This window comes from Streptodolium elevatio (assembly GCF_053592165.1).
Window position 1 is genome coordinate 76,982 of sequence record NZ_JBSFVE010000012.1, and the last position, 22,444, is coordinate 99,425.

Annotated in this window: 20 protein-coding genes; 10 read left to right on the forward strand and 10 right to left on the reverse strand. The window is 72.0% G+C overall.

Going from position 1 to position 22,444, the window contains the following annotated elements; all coding sequences use genetic code 11:
- Positions 1-14: 14 nt before the first annotated feature.
- Together ACWD12_RS22325 and ACWD12_RS22330 are read right to left on the reverse strand one after the other, a co-directional pair.
- Positions 15-1,880 (reverse strand): ABC transporter ATP-binding protein, encoded by a 1,866-nt coding sequence (locus ACWD12_RS22325; protein ID WP_450101118.1) that lies wholly within the window; start codon positions 1,878-1,880, stop codon positions 15-17.
- 221 nt (positions 1,881-2,101) lie between these two features.
- Positions 2,102-3,937 carry an ABC transporter ATP-binding protein gene (locus ACWD12_RS22330; protein WP_450100982.1) on the reverse strand — a complete coding sequence of 612 codons (1,836 nt, stop codon included), beginning with the start codon at positions 3,935-3,937 and terminating at the stop codon, positions 2,102-2,104.
- A 360-nt stretch (positions 3,938-4,297) separates the two neighbouring features.
- Here ACWD12_RS22330 and ACWD12_RS22335 point away from each other — a divergent pair, with 360 nt between their 5' ends.
- A complete protein-coding gene (locus ACWD12_RS22335; RefSeq protein ID WP_450100983.1) occupies positions 4,298-4,897 on the forward strand; it encodes a nucleotidyltransferase family protein in 600 nt (199 codons plus the stop codon).
- A 124-nt stretch (positions 4,898-5,021) separates the two neighbouring features.
- Here ACWD12_RS22335 and ACWD12_RS22340 read toward each other — a convergent pair whose 3' ends face one another.
- Positions 5,022-5,798, reverse strand: coding sequence for an IclR family transcriptional regulator (locus ACWD12_RS22340; RefSeq protein ID WP_450100984.1), 777 nt, complete (start codon positions 5,796-5,798; stop codon positions 5,022-5,024).
- Between the two features lie 155 nt (positions 5,799-5,953).
- Between ACWD12_RS22340 and ACWD12_RS22345 the strand changes: the two genes are divergently transcribed.
- From ACWD12_RS22345 to ACWD12_RS22355, 3 genes are all read left to right on the forward strand, one after another.
- The gene (locus ACWD12_RS22345) at positions 5,954-7,333 is read left to right on the forward strand and encodes a malic enzyme-like NAD(P)-binding protein (protein ID WP_450100985.1); all 1,380 of its coding nucleotides are present in this window, start codon (positions 5,954-5,956) and stop codon (positions 7,331-7,333) included.
- Between the two features lie 120 nt (positions 7,334-7,453).
- A complete protein-coding gene (aceB, locus tag ACWD12_RS22350) occupies positions 7,454-9,058 on the forward strand; it encodes a malate synthase A (RefSeq protein ID WP_450100986.1) in 1,605 nt (534 codons plus the stop codon).
- A 168-nt stretch (positions 9,059-9,226) separates the two neighbouring features.
- Positions 9,227-9,616: an allophanate hydrolase-related protein gene (locus tag ACWD12_RS22355; protein WP_358363533.1), complete on the forward strand. Its 390-nt coding sequence runs from the start codon at positions 9,227-9,229 to the stop codon at positions 9,614-9,616.
- 193 nt (positions 9,617-9,809) lie between these two features.
- On the opposite strand, the gene ACWD12_RS22360 is transcribed toward ACWD12_RS22355, so the two are convergent.
- The 7 genes from ACWD12_RS22360 to ACWD12_RS22390 all read right to left on the reverse strand — a co-directional run bounded on the left by ACWD12_RS22360 (position 9,810) and on the right by ACWD12_RS22390 (position 14,603).
- Positions 9,810-10,304, reverse strand: a complete 495-nt coding sequence (locus tag ACWD12_RS22360) for a hypothetical protein (protein ID WP_450100987.1) — start codon at positions 10,302-10,304, stop codon at positions 9,810-9,812.
- Positions 10,305-10,583: 279 nt separating this feature from the next.
- Positions 10,584-11,963, reverse strand: a complete 1,380-nt coding sequence (locus tag ACWD12_RS22365; protein WP_450100988.1) for an 8-oxoguanine deaminase — start codon at positions 11,961-11,963, stop codon at positions 10,584-10,586.
- Positions 11,964-11,977: 14 nt separating this feature from the next.
- On the reverse strand, positions 11,978-12,889 hold the full coding sequence (gene pucL, locus ACWD12_RS22370) for a factor-independent urate hydroxylase (RefSeq protein WP_358363528.1): 912 nt from the start codon (positions 12,887-12,889) through the stop codon (positions 11,978-11,980).
- A 4-nt stretch (positions 12,890-12,893) separates the two neighbouring features.
- Positions 12,894-13,244, reverse strand: coding sequence for a hydroxyisourate hydrolase (uraH, locus tag ACWD12_RS22375; protein WP_358363527.1), 351 nt, complete (start codon positions 13,242-13,244; stop codon positions 12,894-12,896).
- The gene (gene uraD / locus ACWD12_RS22380; protein ID WP_450100989.1) at positions 13,241-13,780 is read right to left on the reverse strand and encodes a 2-oxo-4-hydroxy-4-carboxy-5-ureidoimidazoline decarboxylase; all 540 of its coding nucleotides are present in this window, start codon (positions 13,778-13,780) and stop codon (positions 13,241-13,243) included. Before uraD ends, uraH begins: the two co-directional genes overlap by 4 nt.
- A gap of 191 nt (positions 13,781-13,971) precedes the next feature.
- Positions 13,972-14,337, reverse strand: a complete 366-nt coding sequence (locus ACWD12_RS22385; RefSeq protein WP_358363524.1) for a helix-turn-helix domain-containing protein — start codon at positions 14,335-14,337, stop codon at positions 13,972-13,974.
- Positions 14,334-14,603: a thiamine-binding protein gene (locus tag ACWD12_RS22390; RefSeq protein WP_450100990.1), complete on the reverse strand. Its 270-nt coding sequence runs from the start codon at positions 14,601-14,603 to the stop codon at positions 14,334-14,336. The genes ACWD12_RS22385 and ACWD12_RS22390 overlap by 4 nt, the downstream gene beginning before the upstream one ends.
- A gap of 156 nt (positions 14,604-14,759) precedes the next feature.
- On the opposite strand from ACWD12_RS22390, the gene ACWD12_RS22395 reads away from it, so the two are divergent.
- The 6 genes from ACWD12_RS22395 to alc all read left to right on the forward strand — a co-directional run bounded on the left by ACWD12_RS22395 (position 14,760) and on the right by alc (position 22,409).
- Positions 14,760-15,602, forward strand: a complete 843-nt coding sequence (locus ACWD12_RS22395) for a hydroxypyruvate isomerase family protein (protein ID WP_450100991.1) — start codon at positions 14,760-14,762, stop codon at positions 15,600-15,602.
- On the forward strand, positions 15,599-16,528 hold the full coding sequence (locus ACWD12_RS22400; protein WP_450100992.1) for a 2-hydroxy-3-oxopropionate reductase: 930 nt from the start codon (positions 15,599-15,601) through the stop codon (positions 16,526-16,528). Before ACWD12_RS22395 ends, ACWD12_RS22400 begins: the two co-directional genes overlap by 4 nt.
- Positions 16,528-18,249, forward strand: coding sequence for a glyoxylate carboligase (gcl, locus tag ACWD12_RS22405; RefSeq protein ID WP_450100993.1), 1,722 nt, complete (start codon positions 16,528-16,530; stop codon positions 18,247-18,249). Before ACWD12_RS22400 ends, gcl begins: the two co-directional genes overlap by 1 nt.
- Before the next feature lie 383 nt (positions 18,250-18,632).
- The gene (locus ACWD12_RS22410; protein ID WP_450100994.1) at positions 18,633-19,880 is read left to right on the forward strand and encodes a glycerate kinase; all 1,248 of its coding nucleotides are present in this window, start codon (positions 18,633-18,635) and stop codon (positions 19,878-19,880) included.
- Entirely contained in the window at positions 19,877-21,229 is a 1,353-nt protein-coding gene (allB, locus tag ACWD12_RS22415) for an allantoinase AllB (protein WP_450100995.1), read from the forward strand. The genes ACWD12_RS22410 and allB overlap by 4 nt, the downstream gene beginning before the upstream one ends.
- A 97-nt stretch (positions 21,230-21,326) precedes the next feature.
- Positions 21,327-22,409: an allantoicase gene (gene alc, locus ACWD12_RS22420; protein ID WP_450100996.1), complete on the forward strand. Its 1,083-nt coding sequence runs from the start codon at positions 21,327-21,329 to the stop codon at positions 22,407-22,409.
- Positions 22,410-22,444 lie beyond the last annotated feature (35 nt).

Here is a 22,444-nt window from a genome sequence, read left to right on the forward strand (position 1 = left end):
GTCGGGCGTCGGGCTCAGACGAGCGACTCGCGCCACGCCCGGTGGAGGGCGCCGAAGCGCCCTTCGCCGCCGGCAGCGTCGTCACCGACGCCCGCCACGAGGTCGTCCGGTGTGCCGTCCTCGACGATCCGGCCGTCGTGGACGACGAGCACGCGGTCGGCGATCTCGACGGTCGACAGGCGGTGCGCGATGATCACCGCGGTCCGCCCCTCCAGGACGGTCGCGAGGGCGCGCTGCACGGCCCGTTCGCCCGGGATGTCGAGGGACGAGGTCGCCTCGTCGAGGATCAGCACCGCCGGGTCGGCGAGCAACGCCCGTGCGAACGCCACGAGTTGGCGCTGCCCCGCGGACAGCCGGGCGCCGCGTTTGCGGACGTCCGTGTCGAAGCCGTCGGGCAGTGCCGCGATGAACTCGTAGGCGCCCAGGGCCCGGGTGGCCTCCTCGATCTGCTCGCGGGTCGCGTCCGGGCGCCCGATCGCGATGTTGTCCGCGACGGATCCGCTGAACAGGAACGACTCCTGGGTGATCATCGTCAGTTCGCCGCGTAGCTGAGGTGTCGTCAACTCCCGCAGGTCCACGCCGTCCAGGCGCACCGCGCCGGTGGTCGGGTCGTAGAACCGGGCGAGCAGCTTGGCCACCGTCGACTTGCCCGCGCCCGTCTCGCCCACCAGCGCGACCGTCTGGCCGCGCGGGATCGTCAGGTCGATCCGGGGCAACACGGTCACGCCGTCCTGGTAGCCGAACCGGACGCCGTCGAAGGTGACTTCACGCCCCTTGCCGGAACGCTCGGGCAGCGACCCGGGCTTCGCCGGTTCGGCGACGCCCGGCTCGTGCGCCAGGAGCCCGGCGATCTTCTCCAGGCCGGCGGCGGCCGTCTGGTAGGTGTTGAGGGCGAGGGCCAGGTCGTCCAGCGGTTCGTACATGCGCCGGACGTAGAGCGCGATCGCGGCGAGCACGCCCAGTTCGAGACCGCCGTCGGCGACCCGGTAGGCGCCCACGGCCAGTGCCCCGACCAGGGTCAGGTTGCCGATGAGCATGAGCGCCGGGGCGAACCAGGCGAACAGCACCAGGGTTTCGGTGTTGACCTCGGTGTAGCGGCGGTTGAGGACGCGGAAGATCCCGGCGTTGCGCGGCTCGCGCCGGAACGCCTGGACGGCGCGGATGCCGTTGAGGGTCTCGATGTACTGCGTGGTCATGGCCGCGCTGGTGGTGCGGGTGCCGCGGTACGCCCGGGCCGAGCGCCGCGCGTACCAGACCGTGGCCACGGACAGCGGCACGAGACCGGACATCACGAGCAGCGCCAGCGGGACGTCCAGCACGAACAGGAATCCCAGCGAGACCCAGAACGTCAGTACCGCCGTGGTCAGTCCGTCGAGTCCGTCCTCGACCAGTTCCTGGACGGCGTCGACGTCGCTGGTGGCACGCGACACGATGCGGCCCGAGGTGTACCGCTCGTGAAAGTCGAGGCTGAGGCGCTGCGCGTGGCCGAAGATGCGGGCGCGCAGTTCGAGCAGCACGCCCTGCCCGGCCCGGGCGGCCACCACCTGGAAGGCGAACTGGCTGCCCGCGGTGACTAGTCCGCAGGCGGCGTAGGCGACGGCGATCCACACGAGGGTGCCGTGGTCCCCGGCGACGGCGTCCGGCACCGCGCGGTCGATGGCCAGGCCGATCAGGAGCGGTCCGGCCACCATCGCGGCCTGCGACAGCAGGCTGACGAGCGCCGCGACGACCAGGGTGCCGCGGTGCGGCGCCAGCAGCGAGGCGAGGAGCCGGCGGGCGTCACCGCGGCGGGGCTTGCCGAGGTCGGCGAGCGGCAGGCCGGAGCCCTCGGCGTCGGCCTCGCCGTCGGAGGGACGGGAGCTGACGCCGCGCCACGCCATCGGGTCGGCGGGGTGGCGCTCGTGGCCGTGGGTGTGGTCGCGCTTGCGGCCCGGTGTGTGGCTGCGGCTGTGCTCGTGGCCGGGGCCTGGGGAGTCGGGGCTGGGGACGTCGGGGCTGGGGGAGCCGAGGCCGGGGGAGTCCTGGCCGGGGGAGCCGGGGCCAGGAAGCTCGGGGCCGGGCGAGTCGGGGCCCGGCGAGTCGGGGCCCGGGGAGTCGGGGGTCACACTGCCTCCTGGGCCGGTGTTCGGTGGTGCTCCCGCCCGGCGCGCAACCGCGGCGTGTCGGCGGCCATCAGGTGCCGGTACGCGGCGCTGCGCTGGAGGAGCTGGTCGTGCGTGCCGACCGCGGCGATGCGTCCGGCGTCCAGGACCGCCACCCGGTCGGCGAGTTGCACGGTGCTGGGGCGGTGCGCGACGACGAGGGCGGTGGTGGTGGCCAGGACGGCGCGCAATGCGCGTTCGACCTGGGCCTCGGTGTGCACGTCGAGTGCCGACAGCGGGTCGTCGAGGACCAGGACGGCCGGGCGTGAGACCACCGCCCGTGCCAGTGCCAGGCGTTGGCGCTGACCGCCGGAGAGGTCGAGGCCTTCTTCGCCGATACGGGTGTCGAGCCCCCACGGCAGGTCGTGGACGAACTCGGCCTGGGCGACGCGGAGTGCGCGCTCGACGTCCTCGTCGGTGCCTTCGGGGAAACCGAGCAGGACGTTCTCCCGCACGCTCATGGAGAACAGCACGGGTTCCTCGAACGCGACCGACACGATCCGGCGCAGGCGTTCGACGGGGAGGTCGCGCAGGTCGACGCCGTCGAGGGCGATGCGGCCGCCGGTCACGTCGTACAGGCGCGGGACCAGGGCGGTGAGGGTCGACTTGCCGCATCCGGTGGGGCCGACCAGGGCGATGGTCTCGCCGGGGCGGACCGCAAGGTCGACGCCGCGCAGCAGCTCCGGGGCGTCCGACGGGCCGTCGGGGAAGCGGAAGCGCACGTTCTCGAACGCGAGGGCGCCGGTGACCCGGACGGGGTCGATCGGGCGCTCCCGTTCGGGGATCTCGCCGCCGGCGTCCATGACCTCGAAGTAGCGGTCGGCCGCGGCGGCGGCGTCGGTGGTGGCGGCGAGCAGCCATCCGAACGACTCGATCGGCCAGCGCAGGTACATGACGATGGCGAAGAAGGCGACCAGTTCACCGGTCGTCGTGGCGCCGTCCGCGACCTGGAGCACGCCGACCGCGAGGGCGGCGGCGACCATCAGCTCGGGGACGGCCACCAGGACCCCCCAGATGATGCCGACGAGTCGGGCCTTCTCCGTCTCGGTGCGGCGCAGTTCGCGGGTGAGGGCGGCGTACTTGTGGTCCATGGCGCGATTGCGGCCGAACGCTTTGAGGACGCGGATGCCGAGGACCGACTCCTCCATCACCGTGGCGACGTCGCCGGCCTGGTCCTGGGCGCGGCGGGTGACGACGGCGTAGCGCTTCTCGAAGAGGTGGCTGAGGAACATGACGGGGACCGCCACGGCGGTCACGATCAGCGCGAGGACCGGGTTGACGGTGAAGAGCAGGACCGATCCGACCACGAACGTCGCGGCGTTGACGAAGAGGAAGATGACGACGAACGACAGGAATTGGCGGAGTTGGCCGAGGTCGCGCGAGGCGCGGGAGAGGAGTTGGCCGGACTGCCACTTGTCGTGGAAGGAGACCGGGCGGGTCTGGAGGTGCTCGTAGAGCGCGTTCCGCATCGTCTCCTCGACGCGGGGGAGCGAGCGGTGGGTCAGCATGCGGCGGGCCCAGTAGAAGAACGCCTCCAGGACGCCGAGGGCGAGGAGGAGCAGGACCCACGGCCACAGCGCGCCGGTGTCGCGGTCCGCCACCGGGCCGTCGACGACGCGGGCGACGACCAGGGGGATCATCAGGCCGGTGGTGGTCGACAGGAGCGCGGTAAGGGCACTGCCGACCAGGCGGCCGCGCACCGGACGGACATACGGGCGCAGCCGCATGAGACTGGCGACGGTCGACTTCTTGGGTCTTGTGGACCCGGTCGGCGTCGTGGGCGTGGGATCGGCCATGATCCCCGACGGTACGTCGGTCGCCGGGAGCGGTCATCTGGTTTTTCCGGCCTGCTGTCGGTACGACGGGGCGGGGCGTGGTCGGGGGCGAACGTGTGGTCGGGGGGCGGTAGGTCTTCGTCGTTTCGCGTGGTTGGAGGCCGTGGCCCGGACCTTCCGGTCGCGTAGATCGTTCCCGAGGTAGGAAGGGAAGGGAAGGGAAGGGAAGGCAGGGCGCGTGGGGGCGGGCGGGGCGTTGCGCGAGCTGGGCGGTGTCGTGCTCACCGGGCGGGCGCGTGGGGGCGGGCGGTGTCGTGCTTTCCGGGCCAGAACTGCGCGGTATCGCCCGGGGATCAAATCGAGTTGGAGGTATTGCACCTGATGGCCACCGGACCGCGGCCCGTTGCGGGCCTGTTGCTGGCCGCCGGCGGCGGGTCCCGTCTCGGCGGGCGGCCCAAGGCACTGCTGCCGTTCCACGGGCGGCCGCTGGTGGAGCACGGTCTGCGCTTGCTGTGGGACGGCGGTTGCGCGGAGGTCGTGGTGGTCCTCGGTGCTGCCGCCGACCAGGTGCTCGCCGACGCGGACCTGGGGACCGCCCGGGTGGTGCGCAACACGGAGTGGGAGACGGGCATGGGCTCGTCGCTACGCGCGGGGCTGGCCGCGTTGCCGAAGGACGCGTCCGCGGCGGTCGTCGCGCTGGTGGACATGCCCGGTGCGGGGGGCGCGGCCGTGGCCCGGCTGGTCGAGGAACACCTGGTCCGCGGGGCCGAGTTGGCGGCCGCCTCGTACGACGGTCGGCGCGGGCACCCGGTGCTGTTCGCGTCTCGGTGGTGGCGGGATATCGCGGCAGAGGCCCAGGGCGACGCCGGGGCGCGGGGGTTCCTGGCCGCGCATGCGGCGTCGCTGCGGCTCGTTGAGTGCGGGGATGTCGCCGAGGCCTACGACGTCGACACCCCGGAGGACCTCGGCCGCCTCGGCTGACCTGCGCTGCGGGCGGCCCTGGCGCCGCCCGTTCGGCCTACCCGCCCTGTCCTGCCCGCCGGTCGTCGGCCTACCCGCCCTGCCCGCCCGTTCGCCCTACCTTCCCTACCTGCCCTGCCCCGCGCTACCCCTCGTCACCCGCTTCCGACGCGCCGCCGAGGGCCGCGCCGAGTCGGGCGGCGATCTCCTGGGCGGTGGCCACGAGTTCCTTCTCGTCGATGGCCCGGATGCGGCCCTCGGGTCCGGAGACGGACAGTGCGGTGGCGGTAGGGGCGCCGGGGACGACGACGGCGATGCAGCGCACGCCGAGTTCCTGCTCCTGGTCGTCGACCGCGTAGCCGCGCTCCCGGATCGCGGCGAACTGCCGCAGCAGCTCCGCGGGTTCGGTGACGGTGTAGGAGGTGTGCGCGGTCAGCGGCCCGGGCCCGAGCGTACGGGCGGCCTGCTCCTCGGGAAGTTGCGCGAGCAGGGCCTTGCCGACGGCCGTGCAGTGCGGCTGGACGCGCCGCCCGACCTCGGTGAACATCCGCATCGAGTGCCGGGACGGCACCTGGCCGACGTACACGACCTCGCCGGACTCCAGCACCGCGAGGTTCGCGGTCTCGCCGGTGGACTCCATCAGTTCGGCGAGGTACGGCCGGGCCCACGAGCCGAGCAGGCGCCCCGCGGTCTCGCCGAGCCGGATCAGCCGCGGTCCGAGGGTGTAGCGGCGCGAGGCGTCCTGGCGCAGGTAGCCCAGGCGCACGAGGGTCCGGACCAATCGGTGGATGGTCGGCATCGGCAGGCCGGACCGGGCCGCGAGGTCGCTCAGGCCCAGTACGCCGCCCGCGTCGGCGAGGACCTCGAGCAGGTCGAATGCCCGTTCCAGGGACTGCACGCCCCCGGGTGCCCGCTCGGCCATCCTGACTCCTCCACATGCCGGTGCCGCGTCCTCGTCCGGATGTGGCCCGATGCAACCCGAGGACTTCTCAACAACTTGTTGAAATTCCGTATGTCAGAAACTAATCTCCACTCTACAGAACTCGCCGCGACCGGGAACGAGGAACGAGGACACCGATGTCGGCCCCAAGCCCTGGCTGCTCCATCACCCTGCGCGTCGAGGCGCCCGTCTCGATCGGCGTCGCGGGCCTGCTCACGACACGTGTCGGCGAGGCCGGCGCGGTGCTCACCGCCCTCGACGTGGTCGACTCGGGGCCCGACCGCATCATGGTGGACCTGACCTGCGACACCGTCGACGGCCCGCACGCCGACGCGGTCGCCAAGGCGCTCGGCGACGTCCCGGGCGTCACTGTGCACAAGGTCAGCGACCGCACGTTCCTGATGCACCTCGGCGGCAAGCTGGAGGTCGTCCCCAAGGTGCAGCTGCGGCACCGTGACGACCTGTCCCGCGCGTACACCCCCGGCGTCGCCCGCGTGTGCACCGCGATCGCCGAGAACCCGGAGGACGCGCGCCGCCTGACGGTCAAGCGCAACACCGTCGCCGTGGTGACCGACGGCTCGGCGGTGCTCGGCCTCGGCGACATCGGCCCCGCCGCCGCACTGCCCGTGATGGAGGGCAAAGCCGCCCTCTTCAAGCAGTTCGCGGGCGTGGACGCGTGGCCGGTGTGCATCGACAGCCAGGACGTCGACGAGATCGTACGCACCGTCGAGCTGCTGGCGCCGGTGTACGGCGGGGTCAACCTGGAGGACATCTCCGCACCGCGCTGCTTCGAGATCGAGCGGCGCCTGCGCGAACGCCTCGACATCCCGGTCTTCCACGACGACCAGCACGGCACCGCCGTCGTCGTCCTCGCCGCGCTGCACAACGCGCTCAAGGTCGTCGGCAAGGACATCCGCGACTGCCGCATCGTCCTGTCCGGCGTCGGCGCGGCCGGCAACGCGATCATCCGGCTGCTGCTGCCGCTCGGCCCCCGCGAGATCATCGCGTGCGGCCGCAACGGCACGGTGCACCGCGCGCAGGAGGGCTTGGACGCGGACCGGCAGTGGGTGGCCGACAACACCAACTCCGAAGGGTTCTTCGGGACCCTCGCGCAGGCCGTGGTCGGCGCCGACGTGTTCATCGGCGTCTCCGCCCCCAACCTCCTGACCGGCTCCGACATCGCCGCGATGGCCGAACGGGCGGTCGTCTTCGCACTGTCCAACCCCGACCCCGAGGTCGACCCCGCCGCGGCCGCCCGGCACGCCGCCGTGGTCGCCACCGGGCGTAGCGACCTGCCCAACCAGATCAACAACGTGCTGGCCTTCCCGGGCATCTTCCGCGGCCTGCTGGACGCGGGAGCCTCGGCCGTCACCGACGACATGCTGCGCGCCGCGGCCGGCGCGATCGCCGACCGGGTGGCGCCCGAACAGCTCAACGCGGGTTTCATCGTGCCGAGTGTGTTCGATCCCGAAGTGGCGGGCGCGGTGGCCGGCGCCGTGCGCGCCGCCTGTGCCTGAGCCGCGATCCGGGTCACCATCGATTCGTCGCGGCCCGCCGCCGACCGGGTTCCGTCCCCTCGGTCGGCCACCCGGACCGGCACCGTCCTTTCCGCCCAGTGGAGAACAGAGGAGTGTCACATGACCGCACCGGTCGTCACCGTGACCGGCGGCCCCGTGCCGCGCGGGGAGGAGATCCTGACCACCGAGGCGCTGCGCTTCGTCGCGGACCTGCAGCGCCGCTTCGGCGGCCGCCGCACCGAACTCCTCGCCAAGCGGCAGGAGAAGCGCGCCGAGATCGCCCGCACCGGCCGCCTGGACTTCCTGCCCGAGACCCGCGGCGTCCGCGAGTCCGAGTGGCGGGTGGCCGCCGCGCCGCCCAAGCTGCGCGACCGGCGGGTGGAGATCACCGGTCCCGCGGACCGCAAGATGACCATCAACGCCCTCAATTCCGGGGCCAAGGTGTGGCTCGCGGACTTCGAGGACGCCTCCGCGCCGACCTGGCACAACGTCGTCGCGCACCAACGCAACCTGGTCGACGCGTACGAGCGGCGGGTGGACTTCACGACCGCCGAGGGCAAGTCTTACACCCTCAAGCCGGACGACGAGCTGGCCACCGTGGTCATGCGGCCGCGCGGCTGGCACCTCGACGAGCGCCACGTGCTGGTCGACGGGACCCCGGTCGCGGGTGCGCTGTTCGACTTCGGCCTGTACTTCTTCCACAACGCGGTACGCCTGCTCGCGCGCGGCTCCGGCCCGTACTTCTACCTGCCGAAGACCGAGAGCCACCTCGAGGCGCGGCTGTGGAACGACGTGTTCAACCACGCGCAGGACGTGCTCGGCATCCCGCGCGGCACGATCCGCGCGACGGTGCTCATCGAGACCATCACCGCGGCGTTCGAGATGGACGAGATCCTGTACGAACTTCGGGACCACGCCTCGGGCTTGAACGCCGGGCGATGGGACTACCTGTTCTCCATCGTGAAGAACTTCCGGGACGCGGGCGAGGCGTTCGTCCTGCCGGACCGCAACTCGGTGACGATGACGGCTCCGTTCATGCGGGCGTACACCGAACTGCTCGTCAAGACCTGCCACCGGCGCGGCGCGTACGCCATAGGCGGTATGTCGGCCGTCATCCCGTCGCGGCGTGACGCCGCCGCCAACGCCGCCGCGCTGGCGAAGGTCCGGGACGACAAGGACCGCGAGGCCGGCGACGGCTTCGACGGGTCGTGGGTCGCGCACCCGGACCTGGTGCCGGTCTGCCGCGAGGCGTTCGACGCGGTGCTCGGCGACCGCCCGGCCCAGCTCGACCGGCTGCGCGACGAGGTCGAGGTGACCACGGACCAGCTCCTCGACGTCGCCTCGGCGGGCGGCGGGACGACCTCGGTCGGCCTGCACAACGCGGTCGGCGTCGGCCTGCGCTACCTGGAGGCGTGGCTGCGCGGCCACGGCGCGGTCGGGGTGTTCGGCCTCATGGAGGACGTCGCGACCGCCGAGATCTCCCGCTCGCAGGTGTGGCAGTGGGTCAACAACGGCGTGGTGCTCGCGGACACCGGCGAGAAGGTCACCGCCGAGCTGGTGCGCCGCCACCTCACCGAGGAACTCGGGCACCTGCGGGAGGAGTTGGGCGACACGGCCTTCGAGGCCGGCCGCTGGACGGCGGCCCGCGACCTGTTCCTGCAGGTCGCCCTCGCCGACGACTTCCCCGACTTCCTCACCCTGCCCGGCTACGCCCTCCTCGACTGAGGCGCGCCGGGCACCACGAACGCGGAACGACCGGGCGGGGTCCCGACGGTCGCGGGGGCGCGTCCCGTCGAGACGCCCCCGGTCGTTCCGCACCCTCCTTCGAACTCTTCCGAACCATCCGGATCTTCCGACCTCCCGTCGGATCCGCACCAGAACCCAGGAGTCCGCATGGCTCGCATGTTCCTCAACGGCCAGGCGATGGAAGGCGGCCCCTTCCACCACCACCTCAAGGGCGCGCCGCTGGTCATGAAGACCCGCACCGCCCCCGGCCACCGCTTCTTCTCGATCGGCGACCGCTGCCCCGGTCTGCTCCCCGACCCGAGCGTGGACACCCAGATCGAGGGCGAGGTGTACGAGGTCCCCGAAGAGGTGCTGCGCGACGAACTCCTGCCCACCGAGCCGGCCGAGCTGGAGTTCGGCATCATCAAGCTGGAGGACGGCTCCGCGTCGTTCTCGATGGTCCTGCGGGTCGGCGAGCTGGAGACCGGGAAGCACAAGGAGATCACCGAGTTCGGCGGCTGGCGCAACTACCTGAAGACCCTCGGCCGAGAGAGCTGACCCTCCGGCGGCCACGGCCGCCACGGCCGCCGCGGCTGTCACTGCTGCCACGGCAGCCACTGCTTCCGCGGCAGCCGCCGCTGCTGCCGCGGCCCGGACCGCCAACACCGGTGTCCCGCACTCGGGGAGGAGTGCGGGACACCGGCGTCTTGCGTTCCGCGGCCGGGTTGGTGGTGGACGGCCGCGGCGTCTGTCAGCCGCCCTCGACGGTCGTCTCCAGGCGGGCGATCAGGCGCAGCACCTCGGCGCGGTTGCCCGACGCGGTGATCCACGCGGGCAGCCGGGAGACCAGCGTCATGCGGATGCCCTCCTCGGTCCACGCGTCCTCGCGCAGTTCGGCGGCCACGTAACGCCGGATCAGCGCCAGGTGGTTGAGGTTGTAGGCCCACAGCAGGCCGTGCCGCGTGCTGGTCTGCAACCACAGCGGCAGGTAGAAGTACGGGTCGTACATGTGCGTGGCCTGCGAGTTCGGCATCGAGTAGACGCCGGAGTCTTTGTCGCGAGTGTGGCCGCAGTCGGCGCAGACCAGGCGTCGCGACTGGAACGGCGACAGCACCTCGCGGCGCGGGTACGCCACCACGCGCGCCAGCGCCTCGCACTTGGGGCAGCGGATCAGGATCTCGTCCATGAAGTCGTAGATCGTGGACAGGTCGTCGCGGAAGCGCGGCGGGGACTCGGAAGGCACCATCGCTTCGGGCACTCCTCTCACGGCACGGGAAAAGGGGCGCGAGCATCCGGGCGGATTTCGCCGTCCGCCGGTTCTCTTGCTCCGATGGGGAGTTCGGAGGGAGAACCCTCTTGCGGCGGGCGGCGACGAACGTCTGCGTAGCGCCATGTTTCCGAGCGTGTGCGCGCCGTACATGAGTGCGCGTACTCAGATTCTCTGGTGTGCCGTGCGCATGCGCGGCGACGGCCCTGTCGGAGCTTGGTCGCTCCGGCAGGGCCGTGGGCTGTGTCGCCTGCGGATTCAGGCCAGTCCCGCGCGGCGGGCCAGCGTCGCGGAGGCGGCCTCGACGTTGCGGGCGATGGTTTCCTCGTCGACCCGCGTGAGCCGGCCGTCCTCGACCACCGGGACGCCGTTGACCAGCAGCAGCGAGAGCGGGGCGGCGGCGCCCAGGACCAGCGCCGCGACCTTGTCGGCGATGCCGGCGTGCAGGACGCCGTCCATCTTCCACAGTGCGAGGTCGGCCAGCTTGCCGGGCTCGATGCTGCCGATCTCCGCCTCGCGGCCGAGTACGCGCGCGCCGCCGATCGTGCCGACCCGCAGGGCCTGCCGCGCGGTCAGCGCGTCCGCGCCCCACTTGACGCGGCTGAACAGCAGCAAGTTCCGCAGCTCCGTGCCGAGTTCGCCGGACTCGTTGGACGCCGTGCCGTCCACGCCGAGCCCGACCGGCACTCCGGCGCGCAGCAGGTCGGGTACGCGGGCCACCCCGGCCGCCAGGCGGGCGTTCGACGACGGGCACGTCGCGACGCCCGTGCCGGTCTCGGCGAACTTGGCCACGTCGGAGTCGTTCATGTGCACCGAGTGGGCCATCCACACGTCGTCGCCGAGCCAGCCGACCGACTCGAAGTAGTCGGTCGGCCCCATGCCGAACAACTCCTTGCAGAACTTCTCCTCCTCGACCGTCTCCGAGCCGTGGGTGTGCAGGCGTACGCCCTTGCGCCGGGCCAACACCGCTGCCTCGAGCATGAGTTCGGTCGACACCGAGAACGGCGAGCAGGGCGCCGCGGTGATGCGCAGCATCGAGTCGAACGACGGGTCGTGCCACCGGTCGATGGCCGCCTCGGTGGCGGCGAGGGCCTCGTCGGTGTCCTCGACCGCGTTGTCCGGCGGGAGCCCGCCGTCCTTGCGGCTGCGGTCCATCGACCCGCGCGTGGGCTGGAAGCGCATGCCCAGCTCGGCGACCGCGGCGATCTCGGCGCCGAGGATGTCCCCGGCATCGCGCGGGAAGACGTACGCGTGGTCCATCGCGGTCGTGCAGCCCGACTTGAGCAGCGCGGCCGCCGACCCCTGCGCGGCGGCGTGGCACAGTTCGTCGTCGATCTTCGCCCACGTCGGGTACAGCTCGACGAGCCAGTCGAACAGGATCGAGTTCTGCGCCAGGCCCCGGGTGATCCACTGGTAGAAGTGGTGGTGCGTGTTGACGAGCCCGGGGGTGACCAGGTGGCCGGAGGCGTCGACGCGGCGTACCGTACCGGCGACTTCGGGCGCGGCTCCGGCCCCCACCGACTCGATGCGGTTGCCGGCGACGACGACGTGGCCCGAGGTGTACTCGGTGTCGTCGGCGTCGACGGTTGCGATGACGGCGTTCTCGATGACGATGCGCTGCGCGGGTTCGGTGCTCACGACGCGTCCGCCTCTCAGTCGACGGGGATGACCGGTTCGACGCCCTCACGGTGCACGGTGCCCTCGATCAGGCCGTACGGCCGGTCCGCGGCGAAGTAGACCTCGTTGTCGTTCTTCTGCCCGAACGGCTCCAGGTCCACCAAAAAGTGGTGCTTGTTGGGCAGCGACAGCCGGATCTCGTCGATCTCCGGGCGGTTGTTGAGCACCCGGTTGCCCATCGCGAACAGCGTCTGCTGGAGCGAGTAGGAGTAGGTCTCCGCGAACGACTCGAGCAGGTGCCGCTTGACCTGTGCGTAGGAGCGCTCGAAGTTGACCGGGGCGAGCTCGTCGCCGCTCCACGAGAAGCGCCAGCGCGCGTTGACCTCGGTGGCGAGGATGCGGTCGTACGCCTCCTTGAGCGTGGTGTAGCGGTCCTTGATGTAGCCCCAGAACTCGGAGGCGGTGGTGTTCATGACCACCAGGCCGGTGAGCCCGGAGATGATCTGGAACCGCTCGCCGTCGTAGCCGACTTCGGTGGTGCGTACCTCGCCGCCGTCGCGGACGAAGGAGTGCCGCACCTCGTCGGCGCCGATGAAGCGGTTGCGGGAGTCGGCGGTGGTGATGCGGTTCCAGCCGTACTCCTCGACGCGGATGCGCGCGCGGTGGATGGTGGGCTGCGAGTCCACGAAGTGCCGGGCGAGCAGCACCGCGAAGTCCTCCGCGGACGTGATGCCGTGCTCCTGCGCGAAGGCGTAGACGGTGTTCTTGGTGGTGTCGGTCGGCAGCACCGCGGCGTTGCCGCCGGTCAGGTGCGTGTCGGCGAGGTCGCCGGACAGGGCGACGCTCACGTTGAGGTCCTTGACCTCGTGCCGAGTGCCGTCGCGGCGAACCCGGACGATCCGGTTCTCCGCCTTTCCGTACTGGTTCTGGCCTAGCACCATCGGCATCGGTCTAGCTCCCTCGGTAAACGGAGTATCCGTACGGGTTGAGCAGCAGCGGGACGTGATAGTGGGGGCGCGCCGGGTCGGTGGTGAACACCACCTGGACCTCGGGGAAGAAGGCGTCCTCGCCGCGGGCGGCACGGTACGCGGCGACGTCGAAGCGCAGCCGGACCGTGGCGGAGGCCGCGGGGTCGTCGGGGGACACCTGGGGAAGGTCGGGGCAGCGGCCGTCGGAGTCGGTCCGCGACGTGCCGAGCACCCGCCAGGCGCCGTCCTCGGCGCGGACGGCGAGTTCGACGGGGACGTCCGGCGCCGGGTCCCCGGCGCTGGTGTCGAGGATGTGGGTCGAGACGGCGGTCATGCCAGCACCAGCTTTTCCAGACGAATGCGGTTGATCTTGCGCAGTTCCTCGCGGGCGATCTCCCGCTCGGCGGCCGCGTCGTTGCCGAGGCGCCCGCGCAGTGCGGCGAGCATCTCGGCGGCGCCCTTGCCGGTGGCGCAGATGAGGAACACGTGGCCGAATCGGTCGAAGTACTCACGGTTGGCGTCCGCGAGTTCGGCGAGCAGGTCGCCGTCCGCGCCGCGTACGCCGGCCTGCTCGCGCTCCGAAGTGGCGTCGCCCGCACGGGGCTTGCCGATGACCGCGTGTCCGGCCATGGCCTCGTCGAGATCGGCGGTGGTGAGCCCCGCCATCGCGAGGTCGGAGGCCGCGAACAGTTCGTCGGTGTCGCGGTACGGGCGCCGGGCCGCGACCGTGTCGATCCACGCGCGGCTGGCGCACACCTCGCCGAGGAGCTTCAGCGCGTCGCCGGGCCCGGCGGCGTTGAGCCGCCCGAGCCCGGCCCCGGCGGGTACGGGAAGGTGCTGGTCGGATGGGGTTTCCGGTGGATCGGCCACGCCGGACCTCCTGGACGGGGAACGGAGTCATCGCGTCCGGATCATCGGAACCGCGCTCAGCGTGAACCGTAGGTCGGCACGTGACGTGCCGTCAACAGTTTGTTGAAGTGGATCAGTCGGGTGGGCGAACGCCGGGTCTTGGAGGTTCGCACGGTCGACAACCGGCCGGGTCCCGCGCGCTGCGCCCGGTCCTACTGGGACTGCTCGCGGTTCAGGTAGTTGTAGACCGTGAAGCGGCTGACGCCGAGCGCCGCCGCGACCGACTCGACGCCGTGCCGGATGGTGAACGCGCCGCGCTCCTCCAGCACGCGGACCACGCGCTGCTTGTCCTCGCGGCCGAGTTCGGCCAGCGGTCCGCCGAACTGGCGCACCATTTCGGCCAGCAGGCGGTCGAGCGCGGCGCCCAGGTGCGGCAGGCGTACGGCGACCACCGGATCGCCCTCCCAGTGCAGGACGACGTCCTCCGCCCGGGCCTCTCCGGTCGCCACGAAGTCCGCACCGAGCGCGTCGACGAGCGGCTTGACCGCGTCGACGAGGGGGTGTGCCGGCTCGGTCATCGGATGTCCTCCGCCTGTTCCGCGGTGCCGCCCGGAACCGCCGTGACCTGCACGGAGATGCGCGTGGCGCCGACCGCGAAGGTGTCCCGGAAGAGCCGGTCGACGACCGCGAGCACGGTCTCCGCGTCGCCCACGGCGCTGGTGCCGAACGGCCCGACCTCGACCTCCAGCCCCGCTTCGTCGACGATGCGCCGCGCCGTGACGGCATGCGGCGGGAAGTCCGGCATTTCGAACGGTTCGGTGGTGAACTCCATCTTCAATCGCACGGCCTGAACCCTAGGGCGTGCCTGTCGACTAATCCAGGATTGCTCACCCCGCGGGATTGACAAACTGTTGAAGGCGCGTGCCATCATTCCGTTAAGCAGAATCTTGCTTCCGCATCGTGGAATTCACCCGTTCGATCCGTGGAAGAGGTGATGACCGTGAGCGCCGGACTCCCGCGCTTCGATGTCAACCTTTCGATCCTGTTCACCGAGCTGCCCCTGCTGGAGCGGCCGAGGGCCGCAGCCGAGGCCGGCTTCACCGAGGTCGAGCTGTGGTGGCCGTTCGACGGGCCGACTCCGGCCGATGCGGAGCTCGACGCGCTGGAGCGCGCGCTCGCCGACGCGGGCGTCTCGCTGGTCGGCCTCAACTTCGACGCCGGCGACATGCCCGGCGGCGACCGCGGGCTGCTGTCGCGGCCCGCCGACTCCGACCGCTTCCGCGCCAACATCGACGTGGCGGTCGGGTTCGCGGCCCGCGTCGGATGCCGCGCGCTGAACGCGCTGTACGGCAACCGCGTCGACGGCCTGGACCCCGCCGTACAGGCCGAACTCGCGCTGGAGAACCTGGCGTCGGCGGCCCGGGCCGCGCACCGCGAGGGCGCGGTCGTGCTGGTCGAGGCGGTCAACGCCGTGGAGAACCCGCGCTACCAGCTCGACTCCGCGAAGGCCGCCGTCGAGGTGGTCGACGCGGTCAACGCCGCGACGGGCCTCGGCAACACGCGCTTCCTGCTCGACCTGTACCACCTCGCCACGATGGGCGAGGACCTGCCGGCCGTGATCGCCGCGTACGCGGACCGCGTCGGCCACGTGCAGATCGCCGACAGCCCCGGGCGCGGACAGCCCGGCACCGGCGGACTCGACTTCGACGACCTGTTCGGCCGCCTCGCCGCGGCCGGCTACGACGGCCGCATCGGCCTCGAATACAAGCCCGTGGGCGGCCCCAGCGCCGACAGCTTCGGCTGGCTGCCGCGCGAGAACCGCTCCGGGAGGGGAAACGCATGAGCACACCGAAGATCAGCAAAATAGGCTTCATCGGCCTTGGCATCATGGGCTCGCCGATGGCTGCCAACCTGGTCAAGGCCGGGTACGACGTCACCGGCTTCAACCTGACCCAGCCGCCGATCGACAAGCTCGTCGAGGCGGGCGGCAAGGGCGCCGCCTCGATCGCCGACGCCGTGCGCGACGCCGACGCCGTCATCACGATGGTCCCGGCCGACCCGCAGGTCGAGGAGGTCATGTTCGGCGAGGGCGGCGTCCTCGACAACGTGCGCCCCGGCACCCTCGTGATCGACATGAGCTCGATCAAGCCCAGCACCTCCATCGCGGTCGGAAAGGCCGGGAGCGCGCAGGGACTTCGGGTCCTCGACGCGCCGGTGTCCGGCGGCGAGGCGGGGGCGGTCGAGGCCGTCCTGTCCATCATGGTCGGCGGCGAGGCGGCGGACTTCGCGGCGGCGCTGCCGCTTTTCGAGGCGCTCGGCAAGACGATCGTGCACGTCGGCCCGTACGGCGCCGGTCAGACGGTCAAGGCCGCCAACCAGCTCATCGTGGCCGGCAACATCCAACTCGTCGCCGAGGCGCTGCTGTTCCTGGAGCGCGCGGGTGTCGACACCGAGGCCGGACTCAAGGTCCTCGGCGGCGGCCTGGCCGGCAGCACCGTCATGGCCCGCAAGGGCGACTCGATGCGCGCCCGCCGGTTCAAGCCGGGCTTCCGCATCGACCTGCACCACAAGGACATGGGCATCGTCTCGGACGCCGCCCGCGAACTCGGCCTGGTGCTGCCGTTCGGCGCGCTGGCCACCACGCTGGTCGCCGCGCTGCGCGCCCAGGGCGGCGGCGACCTCGACCACAGCGGGCTGCTGCTGGCTCTTGAACGGCTCAACGGCCCTGCCGACAACGGTGGTTCGAGCAACGGGAAGGGTGGCAACTGATGGCTCCTAGTCTGATGCCCGTGATGGACGCCGTCGTCCACGTCCTCAAGTCGGAGGGTGTGGACACCGCGTTCGGATGTCCCGGCGCCGCGATCCTGCCGCTGTACAAGGCCCTTGAGGACGACGGCACGATCGAGCACCTGATCGTCCGCCACGAAGAGGGCGCGACGCACATGGCCGACGGTTGGGCGCGTACCAACGGCAACGTCGGTGTCGCCATCGGCACTTCGGGCCCGGCCGGCACCAACATGATCACCGGCCTGTACACCGCGATCGCCGACTCGATCCCGATCGTCTGCATCACCGGCCAGGCCGTCTCCTCCAAACTGCACCAGGAAGCGTTCCAGGCGGTCGACATCGTGGAGATCGCCAAGCCGGTCACCAAGTGGGCCGTGCAGGTCAAGGAGGCCGCGCAGGCCCCCTGGATCTTCCGCGAGGCGTTCCGCATCGCCCGCTCGGGCCGTCCGGGCCCGGTCCTGATCGACCTGCCGCTGGACGTCCAGCAGCAGAAGATCCTGTGGGACCCCGAGTTGGACGCCCCGCTTCCGGTGGCCGAGGTGCACCCGCACCTGCCGCGCGTCGAGGCCGCCCTCGACATGCTGCTCGCCGCCGAACGCCCGCTGCTGCTCTCCGGCGGCGGCGTCATCATCGGCGAGGCGCACGAGGAACTGGTCGAGCTGGCCGAGCTGTTGCAGATCCCCGTGCAGGTCACGCTAATGGGCAAGGGCTCGATCGACGAGAACCACGCGCTCTACAGCGGCATGACCGGCATCCAGACCTCGCAACGCTACGGCAACGCGTCGTTCCTGGAGTCCGACCTCGTGCTCGCCCTCGGCGCACGCTTCGGCGACCGGCACACCGGCTCGCTGGACGTGTACCGCGGCGAACGCAAGTTCATCCACGTGGACATCGAACCGACCCAGATCGGCAAGGTCTTCCAGCCCGACCTGGGCATCGTGTCGGACACCCGACTGTTCCTCCGGGCGATCCTGGAGGTCGCGCGGGACCGCGGGCTGCGCCGCGAGGCCGGTGCGTGGGTCGCCCGGGTCCAGGAACTGCGCTCGACGCTGACGCGCCGCGAGGACTTCGACAGCGTGCCGGTGAAGGCGCCGCGGGCGTACAAGGAGATCAACGAGGTCTTCGACGCCAACACGTACTTCGTCACCGCGATCGGGCTCTACCAGATCTGGGGCGGCCAGCACCAGAAGGCGTACCTGCCGCGCCGCTACCAGATCTGCGGCCAGGCCGGCCCGCTCGGCTGGGAGATCCCGGCGGCGATCGGGGTCAAGAAGGCGCTCAAGAACAGCGACCCCAACGCCGAGGTCGTCGGCATCGTCGGCGACTACGGCTTCCAGTACCTCGTCGAGGAGCTGGCGGTGGCGGCGCAGTACAACGTGCCGTTCGTCATCATCATGCTCAACAACGAGTACCTGGGCCTGATCCGCCAGGCGTCGCTGCCGTACGAGATGAACTACCAGGTGGACATCCACTACGACGACTACGGCACCGACAACGTCAAGATCATGGAGGCGTACGGCTGCTCCGGCCGCCGTGTCTTCGAGCCCGGCGAGATCCGCGAGTCGCTGGAGTGGGCGCGCAAGGAGGCGCAGGCCACCTCCCGCCCGGTGCTCGTGGAGATCATGATCGAGCGCGAGGCGAACACGCCGCACGGCCCGGCGATCGACGCGGTCCGCGAGTTCGAGCCGCTGCCGCGGGGCTGACCGGACCGGTGGCCGGGTCCGGGCACGCGCACCGGGCCCGGCCACCGCACCAGCGGCCGACTTCCTCGGCCCGCAGACCGGCGGGGCCGCCCGGTGCCGACCCTGGACCGTCTTCCCACCAGGCCCCGTCTCCGGGGGTGCCGCCCGGTCACACCGACCGGACCGGGCGGCACCCCCTCCCACCGACCCCACCCGGCGGCACCTGATCCGGTGTCGCGGCCGTGCCGCCGGGTGGAACAACCCTTCGTGGCCTAGTGTCCCGAATATCCATGTCCGACCATCCGAATCGGACCGCCCGTCCGTCCCATGCGGTCGTGTGATCACACGATTTCCCGCGGCCGCCGACCCGCATAGCGTCTGCGACATCCGGAAAGGAGCAAGCCGTGGCAGCCCCGACGATCGTCGTCGCCCCCGACAAGTTCAAGGGCACGCTCACCGCGGCCGAAGCCGCCGGACACATCGCCGACGGGATCCTGCGGGTCCTGCCGGACGCCGACGTACGCCGCCTCCCGGTGGCCGACGGCGGCGACGGCACGGTCGACGCGGTGGTCGCCGCCGGGTTCCGCCGGGTGCGGACCCGCGTGGCGGGGCCGACCGGACGCGCCGTGGACGCGTCCTTCGCCGTACGGGGCACCACAGCCGTGGTCGAACTCGCCGAGGCGTCCGGACTCGTCCTGCTCCCCGCCGGAGAGCCGGCGCCGCTGACCGCGAGCAGCTACGGCGTCGGCCAGTTGATCGCCGAGGCGGTGCGCGTGGGGGCGCGTCGCATCGTCCTCGGTCTCGGAGGGAGCGCCTGCACCGACGGCGGCGCCGGCATGGTGCAGGCCCTCGGCGGGCGGTTGCTCGACGCGCACGGCGTCGAGCTGCCGCCCGGCGGGGCCGCGCTCCGCTCCCTGGACCGCGTCGAGGCCGCCGACCTGCTGCGCCGGTACGCCGACCGCCCCGGCGGCATCGAGGTGGTCATCGCGTCCGACGTGGACAACCCGCTGCTCGGACCCAAGGGTGCCGCGGCGGTCTACGGACCGCAGAAGGGCGCGGGGCCGGAGGACGTGACGGTGTTGGAGGCCGGGCTCGCGCGCTGGGCGGAGATCGTACGCCGCGACGTCGCCGCGCCTACCGCTGCGCCGGCCACCGCCTCTTCCGCTGCGCCGGCCACCGCGTCTTCCGCTGCGACTTCCGCCGATGTCGAGGGCCGCCGCGAGGTCGCCGACCTGCCCGGCGCGGGCGCCGCCGGCGGCGTGGGCTTCGGCGCCCTGGCGTTCCTCGGCGCGACCCTGCGCCCCGGCATCGAACTCCTCCTCGAACTCCTCGGCTTCGACGCGGTCCTGGCCGGAGCCGCGCTCGTCGTCACCGGGGAAGGCCGCCTCGATCCGCAGACCCTGCACGGCAAGGCGCCCGCGGGTGTCGCCGCGGCCGCCGCCCGTGCCGGGGTGCCGGTCGTGGCGGTGTGCGGCCGTCTGGAGCTGACGCCGACTCAGCTCCAGACGGCCGGGATCGTCCGGGCGTACGCACTCGAAGACCTCGCCTCCGGCGGTGACGCGCTGGCCGACGCCGCGCGCTACGCCGAGGAGGCGGGCGCCCTGCTGGCAAAAGAACTCACGGCAGTCGTGCACAAGGAGGCCGCCCGGTGACCACCACTTCCTCTACGCGGAGCGCCTCACGCGTGCTGCGCTCCCGGCGCGTCGTCACCCCGAAGGGCGAGGTCGCCGCCGACGTGGTCATCGCGGGTGGGCGGATCACCGACGTCGCCCCGTACGGCTCGGTGACCGGCTCGCCCGTGGAAGACCTGGGCGAACTGGCGCTGCTGCCGGGTCTCGTGGACACCCACGTGCACATCAACGAGCCCGGGCGTACCGCGTGGGAGGGCTTTCCCAGCGCGACCCGCGCCGCGGCGGCGGGCGGCGTGACCACGCTCATCGACATGCCGCTCAACTCCATTCCACCCACCACGACGGTCAACGCGCTGCACGCCAAGCAGGATTCGGCCCGCGGCCGGGTGTACGTCGACGTCGGCTTCTGGGGCGGCGCGGTGCCCGGCAACCTCAACGACCTGGAACCGCTGTACCGGGCCGGCGTGTTCGGCTTCAAGAGCTTCCTGTCGCCCTCGGGCGTCGACGAGTTCCCGCACCTGACGCGCGAGCAACTCGACGAGTCGCTCGCGGAACTGGCCCGCCTCGACGCACTGGCGATCATCCACGCGGAGGCGCCGGAGGTCCTGGACGCGGCGCCGCAGCGGGCCGGGCGGGCGTACGCCGACTTCCTCGCCTCGCGCCCGGACGCCGCGGAGGCCGTCGCGGTCACCGAACTGCTGGACGCCGCACGGGAGACCGGGGCGCGCGTCCATGTGCTCCACGTGTCCTCGGCGGAGGTGCTGCCGCTGCTGGCCAAGGCGCGCGCCGACGGCATCCGGGCGAGCGCCGAGACCTGCCCGCACTACCTCACGCTCGCCGCCGAGCAGGTCCCCGAGGGAGACACCGCCTTCAAGTGCTGCCCGCCGATCCGCTCCGAGTCCAACCGCGACCTCCTGTGGGTCGGGCTGCGCGACGGGGACTTCGTCGCGGTCGTCTCGGACCACTCGCCGTGCACCGTCGACCTCAAGCGGCTGGAGGAGGGCGACTTCGCCCTCGCCTGGGGCGGAATCGCCTCCCTGCAACTGGGACTTCCGGCCATATGGACCGAGGCGCGGCGCCGCGGGCACAGCCTCGCCGACGTCGTGGGCTGGATGGCGACCGGTCCCGCGCGGTTCGCGGGACTGCGCCGCAAGGGCCTCATCGCGCCGGGCCGCGACGCGGACCTGTTCGCCTTCGACGCCGAGGCCGCGTTCGTCGTCGACCCGGCCGGCCTGCACCACCGCAACCCGGTCACACCGTACGCCGGCCGCGAACTCACCGGCGTGGTCCGCACCACCTGGCTGCGCGGCGTGCCGGTCGACCTCGACGGTCCGCCCGCGGGCGAACTGCTGGAGCGGGACGCGTCGTGATCGGCCCCGCCGAACGCCGCCTCCGCGGCCACGCGCCGCCCCCGCTCACCGGTTTCTGAACCTTCGTCAGCGCCCCCGCACGAGACCGGAGTTCCGCATGCCCGAAGAGTCCAAGCCTGCCCTGTCCGTGGACGCCACCTCGGACTTCGCCGATCTGGTGAACCTCGCCGGACGCCCCCTGGGCGCCGGCGTGATCGCCGCCAACGACGAGTGGTTCGCCGACAAGGAGAACCTCCTCCTCGCCGAGACGCCCGTCTTCCAACCGCACACGTTCGGCCCCAAGGGCCAGATCATGGACGGCTGGGAGACCCGTCGGCGCCGCGGCGCCAGTGCCGAGGAGCCGCACGTCCACCCCGGCGACCACGACTGGGCGGTGGTACGCCTCGGCGCCGCCGGCGTCGTCAGCGGCGTCGTCGTCGACACCGCGCACTTCACCGGCAACTACCCGCCGTTCGCGTCGGTGGAGGCCGCGTACCTGCCCGGCCACCCGTCGCTGGACGAGGTGCTCGCCGCCGACGTCGAGTGGACCGAGATCGTGCCGCGCAGCCCCCTCAAGGGCGACACCGCGCACCGGTTCGACGTCGCGGAGCGGCGCCGGTTCTCGCACGTACGCCTCAACATCTTCCCCGACGGGGGCGTCGCCCGGCTGCGCGTGCACGGTGAGGTCGTCCCCGACGCCGACTACCTCGACGGCCTCACGCTCGACCTGCTCGCCGCCGAGTTCGGGGGTGTCGCCGAGGCGGCCAGCGACCGGTACTTCTCCTCGCCGCACAACATGAACGCCCCCGGGCGCTCGCGCGTGATGGGCGAGGGCTGGGAGACTCGGCGCCGCCGCGACGACGGGCACGACTGGGTGCGCCTGCGCCTCGCCGGCCCGGCGTTGCTCTCGGCCGTCGAGATCGACACCGACCACTACAAGGGCAACGCCCCCGGCTGGATCCGCCTCGTGGCGACCGACGGCGACCCGGCCGACGAGTCCGGCTGGTGGGAGCTACTGCCGCCGACGCGCGTACAGCCGGACACCCGGCACCGGTTCCGGGTGGCGCCCGAGCGGGCCGCCCGCCACGTGCGCATCGAGGTCTACCCGGACGGCGGTGTCGCCCGCTTGCGGCTCCTCGGCCGCGTCACCGCGGAAGGCCTCGCCGAACTGCGATGCCGGGCAGCCGAGTCGTCCGCCTAGCGACCCGCGACCAGGTTGCCCCGGCGCGACCCGCG